We start from the raw sequence: 20,429 nt of genomic DNA on the forward strand, positions 1-20,429 counted from the left end.
CGGGAGATCACCTCACGCCGTTGGAGTAGCCCTCGCGTACGTGCTGGTAGTTGCCCCAGCGGTTGTTGATGAAGTCCTTCTCCCAGTCGTGGACCGCGTTGTCACGGCTGACGGACTCGAAGTGGAAGAGGACGACGTCGTGGAGCCAGACCAGCCGCAGCCCGAGTGAGCGGCGGACCTTGAGACACAGGTCGACGTCGTTGTAGTTGACGGGCAGGCGCTCGCTGAACCCACCGGCCTCGAAGAACACCTCACGCCGCATCGCGATGCAGGCGCCGGTGAGGGCGGAGGTCTCCCGGTTGATGTGCAGCTCGCCGTGGTTGCCCCGTTCCTCGAGGCGCGCGCGGTAGTAGGCGTGGGTGATGGTGCCGCTGCCGTAGACCAGGCCGGCGTGCTGGATGCGGAGGTCCTCGAAGAGGAGCTTGGGGCCGGTCATCCCGACTCCCGGCTCACGCAGCGGCGCGATCAGGTTCTCGATGACGCCCTCGGAGTAGGCCTCCATGTCGTCGTTGAGGAAGATCAGCACGTCCCCGGTCGCATGGGCGGCGCCGACGTTGCACTTGGCGCTGAAGCTGAACTTCTCGGTGAACTCGACGAGCTTGATGTCGGCGCCCTCGATCGCTCGCAGCGCTTCCAGCACCGGGGCCGGGGTGGGGGTGTCGTAGACGATCACGAACTCGACGTTGCGGTGCTTGGTGGTGGCGACCACGGAGCGAACGGTCTCGACGACCATGGCGCGCTTCTCGCCCCAGACGATCGCGCTGGTGCCGATGGTCGGGATGATCACGCTGACCGAGGTGTCCAGGTCGGGCTCCCGCTCGACCCGGTAGAGGCCGGGCGAGACCCCGTAGGTGGCCCGCGCCCGGATCCCGACCCGGTCCAGGTGCGCCTGCACCGCGCGTACGCCGGCGTCCCAGGCGTAGGGCTTGGCCTGGTTGTCCGCGGCGGCCGAGCCCGGCACCTGCCGCCAGTGGTAGAGCGCGCCGGGGACGTGGACGATGCGTCGCGCCCGCTCGCTGACCCGCAGCACGAGGTCGTGGTCCTGGGAGCCGTCGTAGCCCTCACGGAAGCCGCCGACCTCCTCGACGACGGATCGGCGGAAGACCGAGAAGTGGGTGCAGTAGTTGTGGTGGCGCAGCCGCTCCGGGGACCAGTCGGGCTTGTAGTAGGCGTCGCGGAGATCGCCCGCGTCGGACATCAGGTCCTGGTCGCTGTAGGCGTAGTCGAGGTCGTCGAACCGGTCGTAGGTGCCGACCATCTTCTCCAGCGCGTTGGCTTCGAGCACGTCGTCGTGGTCGAGCAGGGCCACCAGCTCACCGCTCGCCTCGGCCAGCGAGGAGTTCGACGCTGCGACGATCCCGCCGTTCTCCGGGCGCTCGACGATCCGCACGCGCGGCTCCTTCGCGGCCAGCTCGCGCAGCCGCGGCAGCACCCAGGGTTCCGGCGACCGGTCGTCGCTCAGGATCCACTCCCAGTCGTCGTACGTCTGGCCGAGGACCGATGCGATCGTGTCCTCGAAGGCATCGGCGGGCGGGTTGTAGACAGCGGTGATCAGCGATACCCGTGGGGATGGCATGTGCTTCAGCCTATGCCGCCCGTCAGCGGTTCCAGAGTCCCGACACGGGCGGGGCCAGGGTTGTGAAGCCGAGAGTGACCCAGGGGCCACTCTCGGCTTCACAACCTCTGCGCGGCGTGGATCAGTAGCGCAGGCGACGCAGGTAGGAGTACCCGACCTGCGCGGTCTGCACCGGGGTGACCTCCGGGGTGTCGTTCTCGACGATGTACTCCTCGACCGCGTGGGCGGCGAAGATCTTCGAGAAGTCGATGAACCCGGTGCCGAGGTCGCAGTGGTCGCCGGTGGCCGGGTTCCGGTCCTTGACGTGGTACTGCCGGACCGCCTGCGGCGAGGCATGGATGGTGTCGATGGCGAAGTCGATCGCCTCGTCGTTGGACATGCCGAGGTTCACCCCGCCGGTCACCGCCCAGTAGAGGTCGACCTCGAGGTGGACGTAGGACGGGTCGAGCTCGCTGGTGAAGACGTCCCACGGGGTGACGCCGCCGCCCAGGTCGGTCGTGAACTCGTGGGCGTGGTTGTGATAGCCGTAGGCGATCCCACGAGCCTTGGCTGCCTGCGCCTCGACGTTCATCTGCGCGGCCCAGCGCTGCCAGTCGGCCAGGGAGTTCGACGCCAGGTAGGGCACGTTCATGAAGCGCTGACCCAGGATCTCGGCGTTGTCGAGCTTGGCCTCGAGCTCCGCAGGCGACGCACTGATGCCGTCGTGGCTCGAGGACGACCGGATCCCGAGGGAGTCGAGGGTGCCCCGCATGTCGGCTGCCGTCCGGCCGTAGAGGCCGGCGAGCTCGACCCGCGGGTAGCCGAGGTCGGCCAGCGTCGCCAGCGTCTGGTCGACGCCGGCACCGTTCATCACGCTGCGCAGCGTGTAGAGCTGGATGCTGATCCGGCCCGGCGGCACCCGGCGTACACCGGCCTTGGCCGCCGCGGCCGGCGACAGCAGGCCGGGCGCGGCGGCCAGGGCCGCTCCACCGGCGACGGCGCCCAGGGCGCCCTTGAGCATCGAGCGGCGGCTCAGGCCTCGCTCGGCGAGTGATCGGCGCAGCGCGCCCTCACCGTCGAATCCGTAACACATGGGGTTCCTCTCGGTTGCAGTGACCGGCCGGGTGGCCGGGGGCAGGGGGTTCAGTCGTTGGTGCTGAACGCCGCGTCGAAGGCAGCGTCGGGGGCGTCGAAGGCGAGGCGGCGGACGAACTCGAGCGCCTCGGGCGCGCCGACGAGGCGGTCCATGCCGGCGTCCTCCCACTCGACGGAGATCGGTCCGTCGTAGCCGATGGAGTTGAGCATCCGGAAGCACTGCTCCCAGGGCACGTCGCCGTGGCCGGTCGAGACGAAGTCCCAGCCGCGCCGCGGGTCGGCCCAGGCCAGGTGCGAACCCATCCGTCCGTTGCGGCCGTTGCCGACCTGCTTCTTCGCGTCCTTGCAGTCCACGTGGTAGATCCGGTCACGGAAGTCCCACAGGAACCCGACCGGGTCCAGGTCCTGCCACACGAAGTGGGACGGGTCCCAGTTGAGCCCGAACGCCTCGCGGTGCCCGATCGCTTCCAGGGCGCGCACGGTGGTCCAGTAGTCGTAGGCGATCTCGGAGGGGTGCACCTCGTGGGCGAACCGGACGCCGCACTCGTCGAAGACGTCGAGGATCGGGTTCCAGCGGTCGGCGAAGTCCTGGTAACCCGCGTCGATGGCCTCCTGGGAGACGGGCGGGAACATCGCGACGTACTTCCAGATCGAGGAGCCGGTGAAGCCGACGACGGTCTTGACGCCGAGGTTCTTGGCCGCCCGGGCGGTCATCTTCATCTCCTCGGCGGCCCGCTGACGTACGCCCTCGGGGTCGCCGTCGCCCCAGATCCTGGCGGGCAGGATGTCCTGGTGGCGCTGGTCGATCGGGTCGTCGCAGACCGCCTGCCCCTTGAGGTGGTTGGAGATCGCGAAGACCTGCAGGTTGTGCTTCTCCAGCAGGTCCAGCTTCGCCCGGACGTACGACTCGTCCTCGGCTGCCTGCCAGGGGTCGAGGTGGTCGCCCCAGCAGGCGATCTCCAGGCCGTCATAGCCCCACCCGGAGGCGAGCCGGCAGACCTCCTCGAACGGCAGGTCGGCCCACTGGCCGGTGAAGAGCGTGATCGGACGGGTCATGATTGTCCTTCCTCGGGGGTTGGGATGAGCAGTGATGCGAGCAGGTCGCGGACCTCGGTGGCCTCGAACCGGTCGCGCTTGGCGGAGGCGTCCGAGCAGATGAGCACAGGGCCCTGCTCGGGGTCGTCCGGCAGCCGGCCATGGCTGCCGGAGACGGGGGCGGGGTCGAGCGGGACCACGCTCATGGCGTAGCGCAGCCCGGCGGTCTTGCGGGCCAACGTGGCGGCGGCACGCAGCTTGACCCAGCGGTCCTCGGGGTCGAGGAACAGCTCGGCCGGGTCGTACCCGGGCTTCTTGTGGATCTCGACGCCGCGGGCGAAGTCGGGGGCGTTCGCGTCGTCGAGCCAGTAGTAGTAGGTGAACCAGGCGTCCGGCTCGGCGACCAGGACGAGCTCGCCGGCGCGCTCGTGGTCCAGTCCGTACGCCGCCTGGCCGGCGCGGTCGAGGACCTCGGCGACCCCGTCCAGGCCGGTGAGCAGGTCCCGGACCCGTTCGACGTCGGCGGGATCCTTGATGTAGACGTGGGCGATCTGGTGGTCGGCGACCGCGAACGCACGCGAGGTCCACGGGTCGAGCAGCTCGCCGGTGGCGTTGTGGTGGACGTGCAGGAGGCCTTCACGGCGCAGCAGCCGGTTGACGTCGACCGGGCGGGAGGCCGTGGTGATGCCGTACTCGCTCAGCAGGACGACCCTCACCCCCGCGGCCTGGGCGTCGTCGAGCAGCGGCGCGAGGGTGGCGTCGACGTCGCGAGCGGCCTGGATCGCCTGCGGGCTGTCGGGGCCGAACCGCTGCAGGTCGTAGTCGAGGTGGGGGACGTAGACGAGGGTGAGGTCGTGGTCGGGCATGACCTTGCGGGCGGCCTCGACGATCCAGGCCGAGCTCTTGATCGAGGCGGTCGGGCCCCAGTAGGTGAACAGCGGGAACGGCCCCAGCTCTGAGGTGAGCGTGTCGTGGAGCGACGGCGGCCAGGTCCAGCAGTCCGGCGACTTCTTGCCGTCAGCGTGGTAGGCCGGACGCGGGGTGACGGTGGTGTCGACGTCGGCACCCATGGCATACCACCAGCAGATGTTGGCGACCTTCGCACCGGGACGGCTGCGGCGGACCACGTCCCAGAGCTTCTCGCCCTGCACCAGCGCGTTGTGCTGGCGCCACAGCAGCACCTCGCCGAGGTCGCGGAAGTACCAGCCGTTGCCGACGATGCCGTGGTCGCGCGGCAGCTTGCCGGTCAGGAAGGTCGACTGGACCGAGCAGGTGACCGCGGGCAGCACGGTGCCGAGCTCGGCGGTGAACCCCGACTCCCCCACCTGCCGCACCCGCGGCATGTGCCGGAGCAGGTCGGGCGTCATCCCGACCACGTCGATGACGAGCAGCTTCTCGTTCTCACTCATGCCGCCACCTCCGTGACAGAGCGGAAAGAATACGGACGCGGCGGCATGTTGCCCTGACTGTTCGCTCGCTTGCGCTCGCTCATGCGGAGGCCTCCTGCAGCTGTTCGAGTCCGGCCTCGAGGAGCCGGTCGCGTGTCCAGGCCAGCTCGGCCGCGATCCCCGCGACCAGGCCGGCACTTCCATCCGGGCGGACCTGCTCGGGCAGGACTCCCCAGGTATAGGTCTCGACCTCCAGGTGATCGGTGTGTGCCGCCGGGCCGCCGAGAAGCGCGTCGAGCGTGCCGGCGAGGTGGTCGCGGGTGCTGCGCAGCGGCGGCGCCGGGTCGGCGTGAAGAGGTACGTGGAAGTGGACCCGCCAGGGATGCTCGGCCGGCAGCGGACGATGGCCACCGAGCGCCTCGGGCAGGTCGTCGCGGCTGTCGACCCGAGCCCCGCGGGGCTCGCGGGTCTGGTGGAGGAAGCGGTCCTCGGCGTAGGAGGCCAGGGCCTCGCGGGTCGCCGGGTCACTCGGGTCGTCGGCGTGCAGGGCCGCGGAGACCTGGACCTTGACCACCGGCAGGTTCGCCACATGCAGCCGGTCGAGCGCCTCGGTGGCGTCCTCGAACTGGGTGGCGAGATGGCAGGTGTCGACGCAGATCCCGAGGTGGTCCGGGGCCAGTCCCGCGAGCCGGGTCACCGCGTCCTGGGTCGTCTCCACGACGCAACCGGGCTCCGGCTCGAACCCGACCCGCACCCGCCGGCCGTTCTCGGCCTCGATGGCGGCCAGGCCGTCGGCGAGCTCGCCGATCAGCTCCCGAGCCGCCCGGTCGCGGTCGGTGAACCACGGGGTGCGCCAGCCCAGCGGGAGCGTCGAGATGCTGCCACGGGCGGCATCGTCGGGCAGGAGCGCCGCCAGCACCCGGGCACAGTCGAGGGTGTAGTCGAGCCGGCGGTGGGTCGACCAGTCCGGCGAGTAGACGTCGCGCTTGACCACCGGAGCGTGGAAACCGGCGTACGGGAAGGCGTTGAGGGTGACCACCTCCAGGCCGTGCTGGTCCAGCCCGGCGCGCAGCCGGCCGAGGGTCGCCGGCGAGCCGGCGAGCTCGTGGGCGGTCGCCGCGGGCAGCCAGAGCCCGAGCCCGAGCCGCGCGACGCCGAGCCGGGCGCGCACCTCGCCGGCGTAGCGGCGGAGCTGGTCGAGGATGCCGTCGATGTCCTCGGCGGGGTGGACGTTGCTGCAGTAGCCGAGGTGGACGACGGTGCCGTCGCGGTGGCGGAACCTCATGCCCGCTCACCCCGCAGCAGCGAGTTACCGGCGAAGGTGGCACTCTGGTCGGCCGCAGGTACGTCGAGCAGCAGCCGCCCGCTCTGGCCGAAGAACTCCACCGGGTTGCGCCACAGCACCTTGTCGACGTCGTCGTCGGAGAACCCGGCGGCGAGCATCGCGTCGCCGGTCGCCCGCGTCCGGAGCGGGTCCGACCTGCCCCAGTCGGCGGCGGAGTTGACCAGCACCCGGTCCAGACCCCGACGCTGAAGAATCGCGACCATCCGGTCCGGGTCCATCTTGGTGTCGGGATAGATCGAGAAGCCCATCCAGGCGCCCGCCTCGTCGACGACGTCGACGGTCACCTCGTTGAGGTGGTCGACGACGACCATCCCGGGCGCCATCCCGGCCGCCTCGACGAGGTCGAGCGTGCGGCGGGTCCCGGCCAGCTTGTCGCGGTGGGGCGTGTGCACCATCGCCGGCAGCGCGAACTCGCGGGCCAGCTCCAGCTGCCGGCTGAATGCCTTCTCCTCGTCCTCCGTCATCGAGTCGAAGCCGATCTCGCCGACCGCGACGACCCCGTCCTTGGCGAGGTAGCGGGGCAGCAGGTCGAGCACCGGCGTGCAGCGCGGGTCGTTGGCCTCCTTCGGGTTGAGCGCGATCGTGCAGTGGTGGGCGATCCCGAACTGGGAGGCCCGGAACCGCTCCCAGCCGACCAGGGCGTCGAAGTAGTCGACGAACGAGTCGACGCTGGTCCGCGGCTGGCCGAGCCAGAAGGCCGGCTCGACGAGGGCGCGGACGCCCGCGGCGTACATCGCCTCGTAGTCGTCGGTCGTGCGTGAGGTCATGTGGATGTGCGGGTCGAAGATGCGCATCAGGACTCCCGAGAGGTCTGGGTGGGGGTGGGGAGGAAAGGCAGGGCGTCGGCAGGCACCTCGCGGCCGGCCGCGCGTCGCTCGGCGGCATAGTCGGTGACCATCCGGCACAGCTCGTCGTCGACGCGGGACTCCAGACCCGCCACCAGACGAAGGGGTACGCCGATGAAGAGACACTTGAGGACGGCCTGGCGCCACATCGCGTCGTCGAGACGAGCGGCGTACGTCCCCATCGCGGCGGCCACCAGGCGCGGGTCGTTGGTGCGCAGCGCGTCGTGGAGCAGGTCCACGGCCCGGTCACCCACCTCGTCGGACAGAAGGCCGAGGCCGAGCAGGACCGCGCGCCGCTCGTCGGCGTCGCCGAAGCGGTAGAGGTCGTGCACCTCGGCGCTCAGCGCGTCGGCGTCACCCGCCAGGCCACGGCCGAGCGCCACCAGCAGCCGCACGCGTACGTCGTCCTCGACCCGTTCCGCGCCCGGCTCGGGCGACGTGCCCGGCGTGCGGCCGATCTCGCGGGCCGCGGCCGGGAAGCGGGTCCGGATCCGGGTGGGGTCGGCCTCGATCTCGGTGCACCAGTCGGCGAGGAGCTCGGCGTCTGCTGACCGAGGCAACTCGGTCAGGTCGCGCTTACCTCGTGGAGTCCCACGAAGTGAGTGATCGCTGACCGAGTTACCTCGGTCAGCATTCTGCGGGCCACTCATGCGGACACCTCCTCGGGGAGCGAAGCCAACGTGTCGCGCAGGAACGCGAGCGAGCGTTCGGCGACGACCGGGGCGGCGTGGGACTGGCGGGGAAGCTCGAGCGCGGCGAGACCGGTGTAGCCGATCTCGACGAGCGCGCCGAGCGCTTCGGCGAAGTCGACCTGGCCGGTGCCGAGCTCGAGGTGCTCGTGGACGCCCTCGACCATGTCGTCGACCTGCACGTTGGCCAGCAGCGGACCGGCACGGCGGATGGTCTCGGCCATCCCCCGCGGCTCGTTGCACACCACATGACCGATGTCGAGGGTGACCCGCAGCAGGGCCGGGTCGTCGAGGCGCCGGCGCAGCTCGAGCACAGCATCGAGGGTGTCGACGAAGTGCCCGGGCTCGGGCTCGACGGCGCACACGACACCGCGGCGGGTGGCGAGGTCGAGGACCTGCCAGACTCCGTCGCACAGCCGGCCCCAGGCCCGGTCCTCGGCGACTCCGTCCGGCAGCGTGCCGGACCAGAACGAGACCGCCTCGGCACCCAGGTCGGCGGCGACGTCGATCGCCCGGTGCAGGTAGTCGACGCGCCGAGCCGCGTCGGGCCCCGGGTGGAGCAGAGTCGGGTAGTGCTTGCGGAGCGGGTCGAGAATGTAGCGGGCGCCGGTCTCGACCACGACCGACAGCCCGAGCTCGTCCAGGCGGCGACGCACCTGCGCGACCCGGCTGGAGAGGTTCGGCCGGTAGGGGTCGAGGTGGAGGTGATCGAGGGTCAGGGCGACGCCGTCGTAGCCCAGGTCCGCCAGGACGGCAAGGGCGTCCTCGAGACGATGGCTGTGCATACCGTTGGTGCCGTAGCCGAACTTCAGCGCGCTCATGTCGGCGACACCACCTTGGACGCGGCCTTGGCGATGGGGCCGGCGGCGAGGAGCGCCATCGCGACCAGCGGCGAGCGGCGAGCCACGAGCGCGGCCTGGAGAGGGATCATCCCGCGGATCCCCGCCCCGGTGGCCCGCCGGACGGTGCCTGCGTCCGGCGAGGAGGCCGCGGCGAGCTGCGCGGAGCCGACGCTGCGTGCGTACGTCGCGGCGAGCGCAACGGGAAGCGCGGCCCGCCCGTGGCCGGCCGCCGCGGCCGCGGTCGCGACCGTGACCCCGCCGGCGAGGACGGCGGTGACAGGCCGGGTGCCGTGGACCTCGCCCCGGCTGAGCAGGGTGACCCCGGCGGTGTGGGCGGCGAGCAGGCTCGCCGGCACCACGCCGGCACGCGTACGTCCGGCCGCGCTCGCCCCGAGAAGGACGTCGAGCCCACGGGTGGCCGCCATCGCGAACGGCCCGGCCGGGGTGTCCTTGAGGACGGTGTCGTAGGCCCACACCGCCCCGGCGAGGGCGGCAGCCGTCACCGCGGCGGGACGCCCACCGGCGAGCGCCGCCAGGCCGACACCCGCCGCGGTGAGGCCGGCAGCCACCCCCAGCGCCTGCCGCGGGCTGACCCGGCCCGACGGGATCGGCCGCTCGGGACGCTCGACGGCGTCGAGGTCGCGGTCAGCCCAGTCGTTGAGCGCCATCCCGGCCCAGTAGAGCGCCACCGAGGCGGCCGGCATCGCCGCCGACCGGGCCCGCAGCGGGCCGGCCGCGGCCGCCCCGGCCAGGGAGTCACCCGGCACGGTGAGGGCGGCCGGCAGCCGGACCAGCTCAGCGAAGGCTCGAGGCGTCATGCGCCCACCCGGCCGCACCACGCGACCAGTTCCTCCCACTGCGTACCCAGCCGGTGCTCGGTCGAGCCGGCCGGGTCCTTGAAGAAGAACCCGAACGGAAGCGGCCCGCTCTCCTCCGCCTGATGCGCCCGCAGCGTGAGCCGCGCCAGGTCCAGGACCAGCGGTGCGGCCAGCGCCGAGTCGCATCCGTTCCAGGTGAACTGCAGCGACATCCGCACCCCGAGGAAACCCTCGAAGGAGACGTGGTCGATGGCGGTCTTCCAGTCGCCGTGGTCGGGGACGTAGTCGATGTGCATCGGCCCGTCGACGGGGTGCCCGAGCATCGCCTCCAGACCTTGGGCCTTGGTGACGAGCTTGCTGCGCGCGTTGTCCGGATCGGCGAGGGTGGCGCCGTCACCGCCGCCGAGCATGTTGTAGGAGGCCCAGGCGTTGACCTGCAGCGCCCGGGTCGCGAACATCGGCGCCAGCGCCGACTTCAGCAGGGTCTCCCCGGTCTTGCCGTCGGAGCCCGCCCACGGCAGCCCGGCCCGCTCGGCGAGCGTGACGAGCACCGGCAGCCGCGGCCCCGGGCTGGGCGTGAACGAGACCACCGGGCATCCGGCCCGGTAGGCCGCCAGCACGTAGACGGAGCTGGCCGGCAGCGGGGACTCCCCCGCCGCCAGCGCCGCGTCGAGGGCATCGGGGTCGGTCAGCGGACCGCCCGTCACGACCTCCGCCGGAGGCTCGGTGCTGGCCACGTCGACCACGACCACCCGGTCGAGCCCGTGCTCCTCCCGGAAGGCCACCAGGTCGGCGGTCAACCGCTCGACGGCGGCGCCCTGAGGCTCGGAGCCAGCAGGGTCATAGCCCGTACGCAGCCGCGCGTCGACCTGCTCCAGCTCGCTCGCGATCGCCGGCAGGATCCCGGCCGGGACGACACCGCCCGCAGCGAGCCGCTCGGCTCGTTTGGCCAGCGGCTCCGAGCACAGATCGTGCCCGCCGATCACCAGGTCGTCGAGAGCGGGCAGCCCTGCCGCCGCGATCTCGGGCTGCTCGGAGACCAGCCCGACCCGCCCGGCGAGCCCCGCACGTACGGCCAGCGCGCCGACCGTCGTGGTGACGCCGACCGAACCGCAGGCTCCGACCAGCCACAGTCCCTGACGCTCGCTCATCAGCCCGCCTCGCAGCGGAACGGCGCGACGCCGGCGACCATCTGGATGCCGCCGAGCACGTGGGAGAGGAACTCCGGCTCGGTGAACGACTCGTTCGTGTGGCCCATGCCGGTGTAGAACGCCCGCCCGCCGTCGTACTCGTGGCACCAGGCGATCGGGTGCGGGTCACCCATGGCGAACCGGCCCGGGTCGTAGCTGCGCTCGTCGAGGTCGGCGAGGACCCGGATCGAGTCGGCCGGCTGGTCGCGGAAGCTGTACCACTCGTCCCAGCGGGTCCACCGCTTCGGCAGCTCGGCCGTCGCGGCGGTGTTGTGCGCGTGCACCTTCACCGTCGCGGTCTGCTGGGCGGGGTGACCGGCGAAGTAGGCGCCGACCAGGCCGCCGTACCAGGGCCAGTCGTACTCGGTGTCGGAGGCCGCGTGGACACCGACGTAGCCGCCACCGCCTTGGATGTAGCGCTCGAACGCAGCCTGCTGGCCGGCGTCGAGCACGTCACCGGTGGTGGAGAGCCACAGCACCGCCTCGTACGCCGCCAGGTCGGTGTCGTTGAACACCGCGGCGTCCTCGGTGGCGGTCACCGTGAAGCCGTTCTCGGCTCCCAGCTTCTTGATCGCCGCGATGCCGTCGGGGATGGAGCCGTGCCGGAAGCCGGCGGTCTTGGAGAACACCAGGACGTCGTACGGCCGCGCCTCCTCACCCCCGCCAGGGCGGTCGGCGCTCGCGGCCGGTGACAGGCCTGGGGCCATGGCGGCCACCGCCACCAGCCCGATCGCCGCGATGAGTGTCCGGAACCTTCGTGATCCGTGCTTCATGATGCGTATCCCTTCTGTGCTCAACGGTTTGAACAGGCTGGAATCGGCCGAGCGGCCCCGCGGTGGATCAGACGGGGATCTCCTGCCACGTCCTGGTGTCGGAGCTGGTCTCGATGGCGGCGAGCACGCGCTGCACCTGGAGGCCGTCGGCGAACGTCGGTGCCGGCTCCGTGCCCTCGCCGAGCGCCCGGACCAGGTCGACGACCTGATGGGTGAACCCGTGCTCGTAGCCCAGGCCGTGACCCGGCGGCCACCAGGCCCCCACCCACGGGTGGTCGGGCTCGGTGACGACGATCCGGCGGAAGCCGCCCTCGGCGTCCGGGAGCGTCGCGTCGTGGAAGTGCAGGACGTTCATGTCCTCGAAGTCGAACGCCAGGCTGCCCTTCGACCCGTTGATCTCGATCCGGATCGCGTTCTTGCGTCCGGTGGCGAAACGGGTCGCCTCGAAGGAGCCGACCGCTCCCCCGGCGAACCGGGCCAGGAACAGCGCGGTGTCGTCGACGGTGACCGGTCCACGACCGGTTCCGGCGGTGGCGGCGAGACCCGAGGAGGCCTCGGCGACCGGGCGCTCCTTCACGAACGTCTCCAGCATCCCGGAGACCTCCTGGATGCGGTCCCCGGTGATGTGCTGGGTCAGATCGATGACGTGGGCGCCGATGTCGCCCAGCGCGCCGGAGCCGGCCTTCGCCTTGTCCAGGCGCCAGCTCAGCGGTGCCTCGGGGTCGGCCAGCCAGTCCTGGAGATACTGCGCACGTACGTGGTGGAGCTCGCCGAGACGACCATCGGCGACCAGCTTCCGGGCCAGCGCGATCGCGGGCACGCGGCGGTAGGTGAACCCCACCATCGCCCGCACTCCACGCTCGGCGGCCACCGCAGCGGCCGCGGCCATCTGCTCGGCCTCGGCCACGGTGTTGGCCAGGGGCTTCTCGCACAGCACGTGCTTGCCGGCCTCGAGAGCGGCGATCGCGATCTCTGCGTGGGTGTCACCCGGCGTGCAGATGTCGACCAGGTCGACGTCGTCGCGGGCGATCACCTCGCGCCAGTCGGTGGCGCTCTCCTCCCAGCCGAACCGGGTCGCGGCCTCGGCGACGCGGGTCGCGTCGCGGCCGCAGACGACCTGCATCCGCGGGGTCAGGGGAAGGTCGAAGAAGCGGTGGGCGCTGCGCCAGGCGTGGGAGTGTACGGCGCCCATGAAGGCATAGCCGATCATCCCCACACCGAGCGTGGCTTTCTGCTCGGTCATCGGAACTCGATCCTGTGTTTCGGTGGTGCCGCTCCGCGCCCGAGCGCGGAGCGACCTTGCGGTGGTGCTTCAGGCCCGGGTCAGGACTCGAAGGCCGTGGGCAGGAACTCGTCCACGTTCTCCTTGGTGACGACCGGCGCGTCCAGCTGGATCGTGCGCGGCACGGTCACTTCGACCAGGTCGGACATCGCCTTGTCCTGCGCCAGGAGCCGGGCGAGCTTGATGCCGTCGGCGGCCTGGGTGGAGGGGTAGATGACCGTCGCCTTGAGGACGCCGTTGTCGGCCTGGATCTCGCGCATCGCGTTGGCCGAGCCGGCACCGCCGACCATGGTGAACTCGTCACGGCCGGCGTTCTTGATCGCGGCGAGCACGCCGACGCCCTGGTCGTCGTCGTGGTTCCACAGGAAGTCGATCTTCGGCGCGGCCTGGAGCAGGTTGGAGGCCGCCTTCTCGCCACCCTCGACGGTGAAGTCGGCAGCGACGCGGTTGTCGACGTCGAGGCCGCACTTGGCCAGCGCGTCCTTGAAGCCCTTGCTGCGGTCCTGGGTCAGCGGCAGCGAGTCGATGCCGGCGATCTCGGCGACGATGGCGTCCGTCTTGCCGTCGGCCTGCTCGCAGACGTACTCACCCGCGGAGACGCCCATGCCGTAGTTGTCGCCGAGCACGGTGACCCGGGCGGCGTTGGGGTCGTTGAACTCACGGTCGACGTTGATGACCGGGATCCCGGCCTCCATCGCCTTGAGAGCCACCGGGGTCAGCGCGGCGCCGTCGAACGGGAGCAGCACGATGGCGTCGACCTTGTCGTTGATGAAGGTCTCGACCTGGCTGATCTGCAGACCGACCTCGTTGGTGCCTTCCGCCAGGCGGAAGTCGACGTCCTCGTAGGCCTCGGCAGCGGACTTGGCCTGCTCGCTGATCGCACCCATCCAGCCGTGGTCGGCAGCGGGGGCCGAGAAGCCGATGACGACCGTGTCGCCCTTCTCGTCGTTGGAGCCCGCCTTGGCGTTGGAGGTGCCGCCGACGTTCTCGGACTTCTCGGGGGTGTTGCTGATGCAGGCCGAGAGGGCGAGCACCGAGAGGCCGGCGACGAGGCCGGTGCCAAGGCGTCTGACGACCGGGCCGGTGAGCTTTGCTGAGGTGAACTTCATGGGAGGTGCTCCTAGATCGTGCGGAGGTGGAGGGGAGATGAGTCCGAGACCCGAGGACGGCTGGTTGGAGGACGGCGCCGAGCGGCTATGACCCGGGCTGTCGTGAGAACCGCTTCTGCAGCAGCACGGCGGCGATGATGATCAAGCCCTTGGTGAAGGCCTGGGCGGAGATCGAGAGGTTGTTGAGAACGAACACGTTGGTGAGGGTCATGAAGATCAGCACCCCGAAGACGGTGCCGACGATGTTGCCTCGCCCGCCGCTGAGCAGGGTGCCGCCGATGACGACCGCCGCGATGGCGTCCAGCTCGTAGAGCTGGCCGTGAGTGGCGCTGCCGGTCGTGGTACGGCTGATCAGCATCACCGCTGCGATGCCGCAGCAGAGGCCGACGAGCACGTAGAGGAGCACGGTGTGGCGACGTACGTTGATGCCGGCCAGGCGCGAGGCCTCCGGGTTGCCGCCGATGGCAAGGGTGCGACGTCCGAAGGTGGTGCGGTTGAGCAGGATCCAGCCGATCACGGCCACGATGGCGAAGATCCAGATCAGCACGGAGATACCGAGGATGTCGCGGGAGAACGCGTCGGTGAAGCCCGGCACGCTGATGATCTGCGTCTTGCGCGCCGAGATGATCTCGGCCAGACCGCGAGCGCTGGCCATCATCGCCAGCGTGGCGATGAACGGCACCACCCCGCCGTATGCGATCAGCAACCCGTTGATCAGCCCGGCGCCGGCACCGACCAGGAGTGCGGTGGTGACGACGATGATCCAGTGGATGTCGTTCGCCATCGTCTGGGTGGCCACCGTGGTGCACCAGATCGAGGAGAGCGCGACCAGCGCGCCCACGGAGAGGTCGATGCCGCCGCCGGTGATGACGAACGTCATCCCGATGCTGACCACACCGATCACCGCGGCCAGTCGCAGGATGGTCATCACGTTGTCGACCGAGGCGAACCGCTCACCCGCCGTAGCGGTGCCGATGACGGCGAGCAGCGCCAGCGCCAGGACCAGGCCGAGGTTGTGACCCGCCCCGCTGCGCAGCAGCTGGCCGAGACCACCGGGCTCGGCCCGGCGGGCTGCTTCCTTCTCGACCCGAGCTGTGTCCTCCTGGGCCACAGCAGCGTTCGTTGGCGTGTCGCTCATGCGACCTCTCCTTCCATCACGAGGTCCAGGACCTTCGACTCGTCGATCTCGGTGGCGGGTCCCTCGTGGACGACGGCACCCTCGCTGATGACGAGGACCCGGTCGGCGAGACCGAGCACCTCCTCGACCTCGCTGGACACCACGACCACGGCGACACCTTCGTCGGCCAGGCGGCGGACGAGGTTGTAGATCTCGCTGCGTGCCCCGACGTCGACGCCCCGAGTCGGCTCGTCGAGGAGCAGCACCTTGCAGTCGCGCAGCAGCCAGCGGGCGAGCACGACCTTCTGCTGGTTCCCGCCGGACAGGTTGCGGACCGGTCGGTCCACGCCGGCGGGACGTACGTCGAGCGAGCGACTGAGCTCCTCGGCGGCGCGGCGCTCGGCGCCGCTGTCCAAGAAGCTGGCCTTGGAGAACTTGTTCAGCGACGAGACCGTCACGTTGCGGTAGACGGCCTGGTCGAGCAGCAGTCCCTGGCTCTTGCGCTCCTCGGGAGCCAGCCCCACCCCGGCTGCGACCGCTGCGCGGACGGAGCCCCGGCGCAGCCGGCGGCCGTTGATCGTGACCGTGCCCGCGCTGGAGCGGCGGGCGCCGTAGATGGTCTCCAGGATCTCCGATCGGCCGGAGCCGACCAGGCCCGCCAGACCGACGATCTCGCCGGCGTGGACGCGCAGGTCGATGTCGTGGAAACGGTCGCCGGACAGGCCGCTGGCCTCGAGCACCGGCGTGGCGTCCTCGCCGGGTCGCGTCGTGGGACGTTCAGGGAAGACGTACTCGATCTCGCGGCCGGTCATCAGCGTGATCAGCTCCCGCGTCGGGGTCTCTGCGACCGAGAGGCCGGTGGCGACGGTGCGGCCGTCCTTGAGCACGGTGATCCGGTCGCCGATCTGCCGGATCTCCTCCAGACGGTGGGAGATGTAGATGATCGCGACGCCCTCCGCGGTGAGGCCGCGGACCACTCGGAAGAGGTTGTCCACCTCCTCCTGGTCCAGGACCGCCGACGGCTCGTCGAGGATCAGCAGGCGGGTGTCGTGGGACAGCGCACGCGCCATCGAGACGATCTGCTGGCCGGCCGGCGAGAGGTCGCCGACCAAGCGGTTCGGGTCGACCTCGCTGTGGCCGAGCCGCTTCAGGATGGCACGAACCCGCTGGGCGGCCTCGGCACGACGGGTGAACCCGGCAGTGGCGAGCTCGTGACCGAGGAAGATGTTCTCGGTGACGGTGAGCCCCGGCACCAGGTCGAGCTCCTGGTAGATGGTCGAGATGCCGCGCTTCATGGCAGCGACCGGCGTCGTCAGCCGCACCGGCTCGCCCTCCCAGCGGATCTCCCCCTCGTCGGGCTGGTACGACGCGGAGAGCACCTTGATCAGGGTCGACTTGCCGGCACCGTTCTGCCCGAGCAGGCAGTGCACCTCGCCCGCGCGGACGTCGAGATCGACGCCGCCGAGGGCGAGCACGCCCGGGAACCGCTTCACGATCCCGGTCATCTCCAGCAGTACGTCACCCCCGTCTGTGCTGGCGGCGGGGCCGTCCGGCGACGGCTCAGGGGTCTGGGTCATCGGGTTCCTCCGTGCAGTTCGGCGAGAGCGGTGGGGTCGGAGAGCACCGGCTCGAGGGAGACCAGTGCACCGCCGCGGACCGCGGCGGTCGGGCCGTAGGCAGAGACGGAGACACGGGTTCCGCCGGCCCGCGGTGCGAGCACGTCGGCGGCGAGCCGCGACTCGACCGCCGGGCGCAGCCACTCGCCGAGCGCGGCGAAGTAACCGCTGAGCACGACGGTGCCGGGGTTGAGCGTGTTGACCAGGACGGCGGCGCCGGTGCCGAGCCAGGATCCGACCTCGTCCAGCGCGGCCAGGGTGCGGCCGTCGGCGAGCCGGGCCCGCTCGACCAGGGTGGCGAGCCGCTCCTCGAGGGTCAGGGCGGGGTCACGGATCGGGTCGTCGGGGTCCGTGGCCGACTCCAGAAGCGCCCGCAGGCCGACGACGGTCTCCCAGCAGCCGGTGCGGCCGCAGCCGCAGCGGCGACCGCGAGGGTCGAGCGGGAGGTGGCCGATCTCACCGGCCCAGCCGTGCCGGCCCGGTGCCACCCGACCGCCGCTGACGATCGCGCCACCCAGGCCGACCTCGCCGTAGAGCACCACCATGTCGGCGCGATCGGCGTCGGCAGGGTCGAGCTCGGCGGTCGCGGCGAGGGTGGCCTCGTTGGCCACCCGCACCGGCGGCACCGGCCCCACGACTCCAGGGGCGTCGGCCAGCCGGCGGCGTACGTCCGCGGTGACGTCGATGTCGCGCCAGCCGAGGTTGGGAGCGAGCGTGACCAGCTCGGTGGTGGCGTCGACGAGACCGGCGACCCCGACGGTGATCCCGGCGACGGTCGAGCCGGCGCCCCGAGCCTCAGCGAGGGCGTCGGCGACCAGGCCGGCGAGCTCGGCCAGCACCTCCTCCGCCGGCAGGCTGCGGCCGTCGATGCCACGACGAGCCTCGGCGATCACCGATCCGGCCAGGTCGACGGCGACGACGGCGAGGTGGTCGACGTTGATCTCCGCACCCACCCCGCAGACGGCGCGGCCGACGAGGCGGACCTGGACCCCGGGACGGCCGGCGCCACGGCGGTCGGCGTCCTCGCAGGAGACCAGCCCGAGCTCGACCAGCTCGTCGACGAGCCCGGTCGCCACCGAACGGGTGAGCCCGGTCTCCTCGGCCAGGCGGCCTCGTGACCGCGGGCCGCCGTCACGCAGCGAGCGGAGCAGCAGGCCCAGGCGTGCGGCCCGGACGGCGGCCGGGTCGGCGGTCGCGGAGACCCGCACGGTGATGTCTGCGTCGCGCATCGTGGGCCTCCTGTCCGGATCGTGCTCGGCGTCGTGGTGGGTTCGTTCGAGGGACACGGCAGCCTGTGATGGCAGTCACAGAATTCCGTGGCCGAGAGACAAACTAGTGACCTGGCCCACGTTCTACAAGACCTATTTGGCGGTTTCTGCAAAGTTTGTGTTGGACTTTGAAAAGTTGTTGGACAAAGTAACCGAAAGGGGCACCCGGCCACGGTTGGCCAGATGCCCCTTCCAGGTCGATCGTGATGGTCACTCGCTGGGGGTGATCACCACCTCGTCGGTGCCGGTGAGCGCCGGGATGTCGCCCTCGCCCGGGTCGGTGTACTCGGCCACGAAGACCGCGTTCAGGTCATCCTGCCCGGGGTCGTGACCGCCAGGGACGGTCGTCACGATCGAGCCGCTGCACCCGTTCGCGGTGGTCTGCGGGTGTCCGTGCTCGTCGTGACCCAGGACGTACGTCACCGAGACCCGGTCGCAGTCGACCGCCTGGTCGTCGGAGACCTCGACCTGGAAGTGCACGGTGTCACCGAAGTGGAAGGCCTCGCCCGGCGCCGGGGTGGTGGTCAGGGTGACCACCGGGACCTCGTTGCCCACGACGACGTCGACGTCGGCCGATGCGTGCTTGCCACGGCCGGCCTTGCCCTTGTCCGTGACCGTCAGGGTCGCCTTGTAGACACCCGGCTCGGCGTAGGTGTGGGTCGCGGTCTTCCCGGTGGCGTCGAACTGCCCGTCACCGTCGAAGTCCCACTGGTAGGTCAGCCGGTCACCGTCGGGGTCGGTCGTCCCCGCGCTGTCGAAGGCGACGGTCAGCGGCTGGTCGCCGGCAGTCCTGTCGGCGCTGATCACCGGCTTCGGGGAGTGGTTGCCGGTGCGGGCGATGTAGTCGATCCGGGAGACCTGGGCCTCCTCGTTCTCGCTGAAGAACCCGTCGCCGTACTCGAGCATGTAGAGCGAGCCGTTCTTACCGAACTCCAGGTCCATCACGTTGTCCGTGGCGAAGCTGGAGAGCAGGGACTCGATCCCGGTGAGCTCACCGTCGGCGTCAAGACGCATGCCCTTGATGTAGTCCCGGCCCCACTCCGCGAACAGCGGGACGCCGTCGTAGTACTCCGGCCAGGCCCCGGAGAGCGGGTTCTTGGTCGCCGACTTCTGGAAGTCGTACGCCGGGCCGGCCATCGGCGCGATGCCGCCGGTGCCGAGCTCGGGGAACTCCTGGGACTGGCCGTAGGTGTACCAGACGGTCGGCTGGGTGACCGGCGGGAGTTGGCTCAGACCCGTGTTGTGCCGCGAGTCGTTGACCGGGGCCTCACAGTCGAAGGCCGGTCCCGAGGTCCCGGTCGCGAAGTCGTAGTCGCGGTAGGGCAGCTCAGCGGTCGCGCACAACGGCCAGCCGTAGTTGGCCGGCTCGGTGACGACCGTCCACTTGCCCTGGCCCGCCGGACCGCGGTCGGGGTTCGCGGACGAGGCGTCGGGCGAGTAGTCCGCCACGAAGATGCGGTCGGTCTGCGGGTCGATCTCGATCCGGAACGGGTTGCGCAGACCCATCGCGTAGATCTCCGGACGGGTCTTGTCGGTGCCCGGCGCGAACAGGTTCCCGGCGGGGACGGTGTAGCCACCGCCGGCCTTCGGCGTGATCCGGAGGAGCTTGCCGCGCAGGTCGTTGGTGTTGGCCGCCGTACGCCGGGCGTCGAACGCCGGGCTGCGGTCCGCGCGGTCGTCGAGCGGGGCGTACCCGTCGGACTGGAACGGGTCGGTGTCGTCGCCGGTGGCGAGGATCAGGTTGCCCGCGGAGTCGAAGACGATGTCGCCGCCGACGTGGCAGCACCGACCCCGGTCCACCGGTACGTCGATGATCTGCTGCTCGGTGGAGAGGTCGATCTTCCCGCCGGAGTACTGGTAGCGCGAGAGTCGGATCGCGCCCTTGAACGGCTCGAAGTCGGCGGGCGTGCCGAACTCCGGCGCGTCACCCTCGTTGACGTCCGGCGTGGCTGGGTCGTCGACAGGGGTGTCCATCGGGGGCGAGTAGTAGACGTAGACCCACTTGTTGGTCCGGCCGTTGTATCCGGGGTCCAGAGCGATGCTCTGCAGACCCTCCTCGTCGTGCTGGTAGACGTCGAACTCGGCTGCGACGCTGTTGACGCCCGTGTCGGCGTCGTTGAGCCACACCTTCCCGGCTCGGGTGGTGTGGAGGACATCTCCGTTCGGCAGGACCGCGAGGTCCATCGGCTCGCCGGGACGGTCGTTGAGGGTCACCTTCTCGAAGTCGGAGTCCGGCGGTGGCTCGGCCGTGGGGGCCGCGTCCGCGGACGTCGTGAGGGGGAGAACCAGGAGGCCTGAGACCACGGTCGTGGCGACGCTCCAGAGGGTGAATCTGCGCACGGTCCATCTCCTTCTCTCGCTGTCGTGGAAGGGAGCGAGATCGTCCGCGAACGTAGCGATGTGACGCCAATCACGTCAAGAGACTTGCATACTTTCGCAAGAAGATTTCGAAAGATGGGACG

At 70.7% G+C, this 20,429-nt stretch carries 17 protein-coding genes; all 17 read right to left on the minus strand.

Annotated features, from left to right (window positions below):
* Positions 1–7 precede the first annotated feature (7 nt).
* Positions 8–1,576: a glycosyltransferase gene (locus WBG06_RS21160; RefSeq protein WP_336738984.1), complete on the minus strand. Its 1,569-nt coding sequence runs from the start codon at positions 1,574–1,576 to the stop codon at positions 8–10.
* 121 nt (positions 1,577–1,697) lie between these two features.
* Positions 1,698–2,648, minus strand: coding sequence for a sugar phosphate isomerase/epimerase family protein (locus WBG06_RS21165; RefSeq protein ID WP_336738986.1), 951 nt, complete (start codon positions 2,646–2,648; stop codon positions 1,698–1,700).
* 50 nt (positions 2,649–2,698) lie between these two features.
* Positions 2,699–3,706 (minus strand): sugar phosphate isomerase/epimerase family protein, encoded by a 1,008-nt coding sequence (locus tag WBG06_RS21170; protein ID WP_336738987.1) that lies wholly within the window; start codon positions 3,704–3,706, stop codon positions 2,699–2,701.
* Positions 3,703–5,094: an alkaline phosphatase family protein gene (locus tag WBG06_RS21175; protein WP_336738988.1), complete on the minus strand. Its 1,392-nt coding sequence runs from the start codon at positions 5,092–5,094 to the stop codon at positions 3,703–3,705. The genes WBG06_RS21170 and WBG06_RS21175 overlap by 4 nt, the downstream gene beginning before the upstream one ends.
* A gap of 79 nt (positions 5,095–5,173) precedes the next feature.
* A complete protein-coding gene (gene eboE, locus WBG06_RS21180) occupies positions 5,174–6,358 on the minus strand; it encodes a metabolite traffic protein EboE (RefSeq protein WP_336738989.1) in 1,185 nt (394 codons plus the stop codon).
* Complete coding sequence (locus WBG06_RS21185) at positions 6,355–7,212, minus strand: TatD family hydrolase (RefSeq protein ID WP_336738990.1); 858 nt, start codon at positions 7,210–7,212, stop codon at positions 6,355–6,357. Before WBG06_RS21185 ends, eboE begins: the two co-directional genes overlap by 4 nt.
* Complete coding sequence (locus tag WBG06_RS21190) at positions 7,212–7,823, minus strand: EboA domain-containing protein (protein WP_336738991.1); 612 nt, start codon at positions 7,821–7,823, stop codon at positions 7,212–7,214. The genes WBG06_RS21185 and WBG06_RS21190 overlap by 1 nt, the downstream gene beginning before the upstream one ends.
* A gap of 86 nt (positions 7,824–7,909) precedes the next feature.
* Positions 7,910–8,773, minus strand: coding sequence for a sugar phosphate isomerase/epimerase family protein (locus WBG06_RS21195; protein WP_336738993.1), 864 nt, complete (start codon positions 8,771–8,773; stop codon positions 7,910–7,912).
* The gene (locus WBG06_RS21200) at positions 8,770–9,612 is read right to left on the minus strand and encodes an SCO3242 family prenyltransferase (RefSeq protein ID WP_336738994.1); all 843 of its coding nucleotides are present in this window, start codon (positions 9,610–9,612) and stop codon (positions 8,770–8,772) included. Before WBG06_RS21200 ends, WBG06_RS21195 begins: the two co-directional genes overlap by 4 nt.
* Positions 9,609–10,763 (minus strand): inositol-3-phosphate synthase, encoded by a 1,155-nt coding sequence (locus WBG06_RS21205; RefSeq protein WP_336738995.1) that lies wholly within the window; start codon positions 10,761–10,763, stop codon positions 9,609–9,611. The genes WBG06_RS21200 and WBG06_RS21205 overlap by 4 nt, the downstream gene beginning before the upstream one ends.
* Positions 10,763–11,575 carry a ThuA domain-containing protein gene (locus WBG06_RS21210; RefSeq protein ID WP_336738996.1) on the minus strand — a complete coding sequence of 271 codons (813 nt, stop codon included), beginning with the start codon at positions 11,573–11,575 and terminating at the stop codon, positions 10,763–10,765. Before WBG06_RS21210 ends, WBG06_RS21205 begins: the two co-directional genes overlap by 1 nt.
* Positions 11,576–11,642: 67 nt before the next feature.
* Positions 11,643–12,818 (minus strand): Gfo/Idh/MocA family protein, encoded by a 1,176-nt coding sequence (locus WBG06_RS21215; RefSeq protein WP_336738998.1) that lies wholly within the window; start codon positions 12,816–12,818, stop codon positions 11,643–11,645.
* Positions 12,819–12,898: 80 nt separating this feature from the next.
* Positions 12,899–13,966: a substrate-binding domain-containing protein gene (locus tag WBG06_RS21220; protein ID WP_336739000.1), complete on the minus strand. Its 1,068-nt coding sequence runs from the start codon at positions 13,964–13,966 to the stop codon at positions 12,899–12,901.
* Positions 13,967–14,051: 85 nt separating this feature from the next.
* Positions 14,052–15,104, minus strand: coding sequence for an ABC transporter permease (locus WBG06_RS21225; protein WP_336739002.1), 1,053 nt, complete (start codon positions 15,102–15,104; stop codon positions 14,052–14,054).
* Positions 15,101–16,660 (minus strand): sugar ABC transporter ATP-binding protein, encoded by a 1,560-nt coding sequence (locus WBG06_RS21230; RefSeq protein ID WP_336739004.1) that lies wholly within the window; start codon positions 16,658–16,660, stop codon positions 15,101–15,103. The genes WBG06_RS21225 and WBG06_RS21230 overlap by 4 nt, the downstream gene beginning before the upstream one ends.
* Entirely contained in the window at positions 16,657–17,928 is a 1,272-nt protein-coding gene (locus WBG06_RS21235) for an ROK family transcriptional regulator (protein ID WP_336739006.1), read from the minus strand. The genes WBG06_RS21230 and WBG06_RS21235 overlap by 4 nt, the downstream gene beginning before the upstream one ends.
* 249 nt (positions 17,929–18,177) lie before the next feature.
* Positions 18,178–20,307: a PQQ-dependent sugar dehydrogenase gene (locus tag WBG06_RS21240; RefSeq protein WP_336739008.1), complete on the minus strand. Its 2,130-nt coding sequence runs from the start codon at positions 20,305–20,307 to the stop codon at positions 18,178–18,180.
* Positions 20,308–20,429: the final 122 nt, after the last annotated feature.

This window comes from Nocardioides sp. CCNWLW239, from assembly GCF_037137035.1.
GTDB lineage: Bacteria > Actinomycetota > Actinomycetes > Propionibacteriales > Nocardioidaceae > Nocardioides.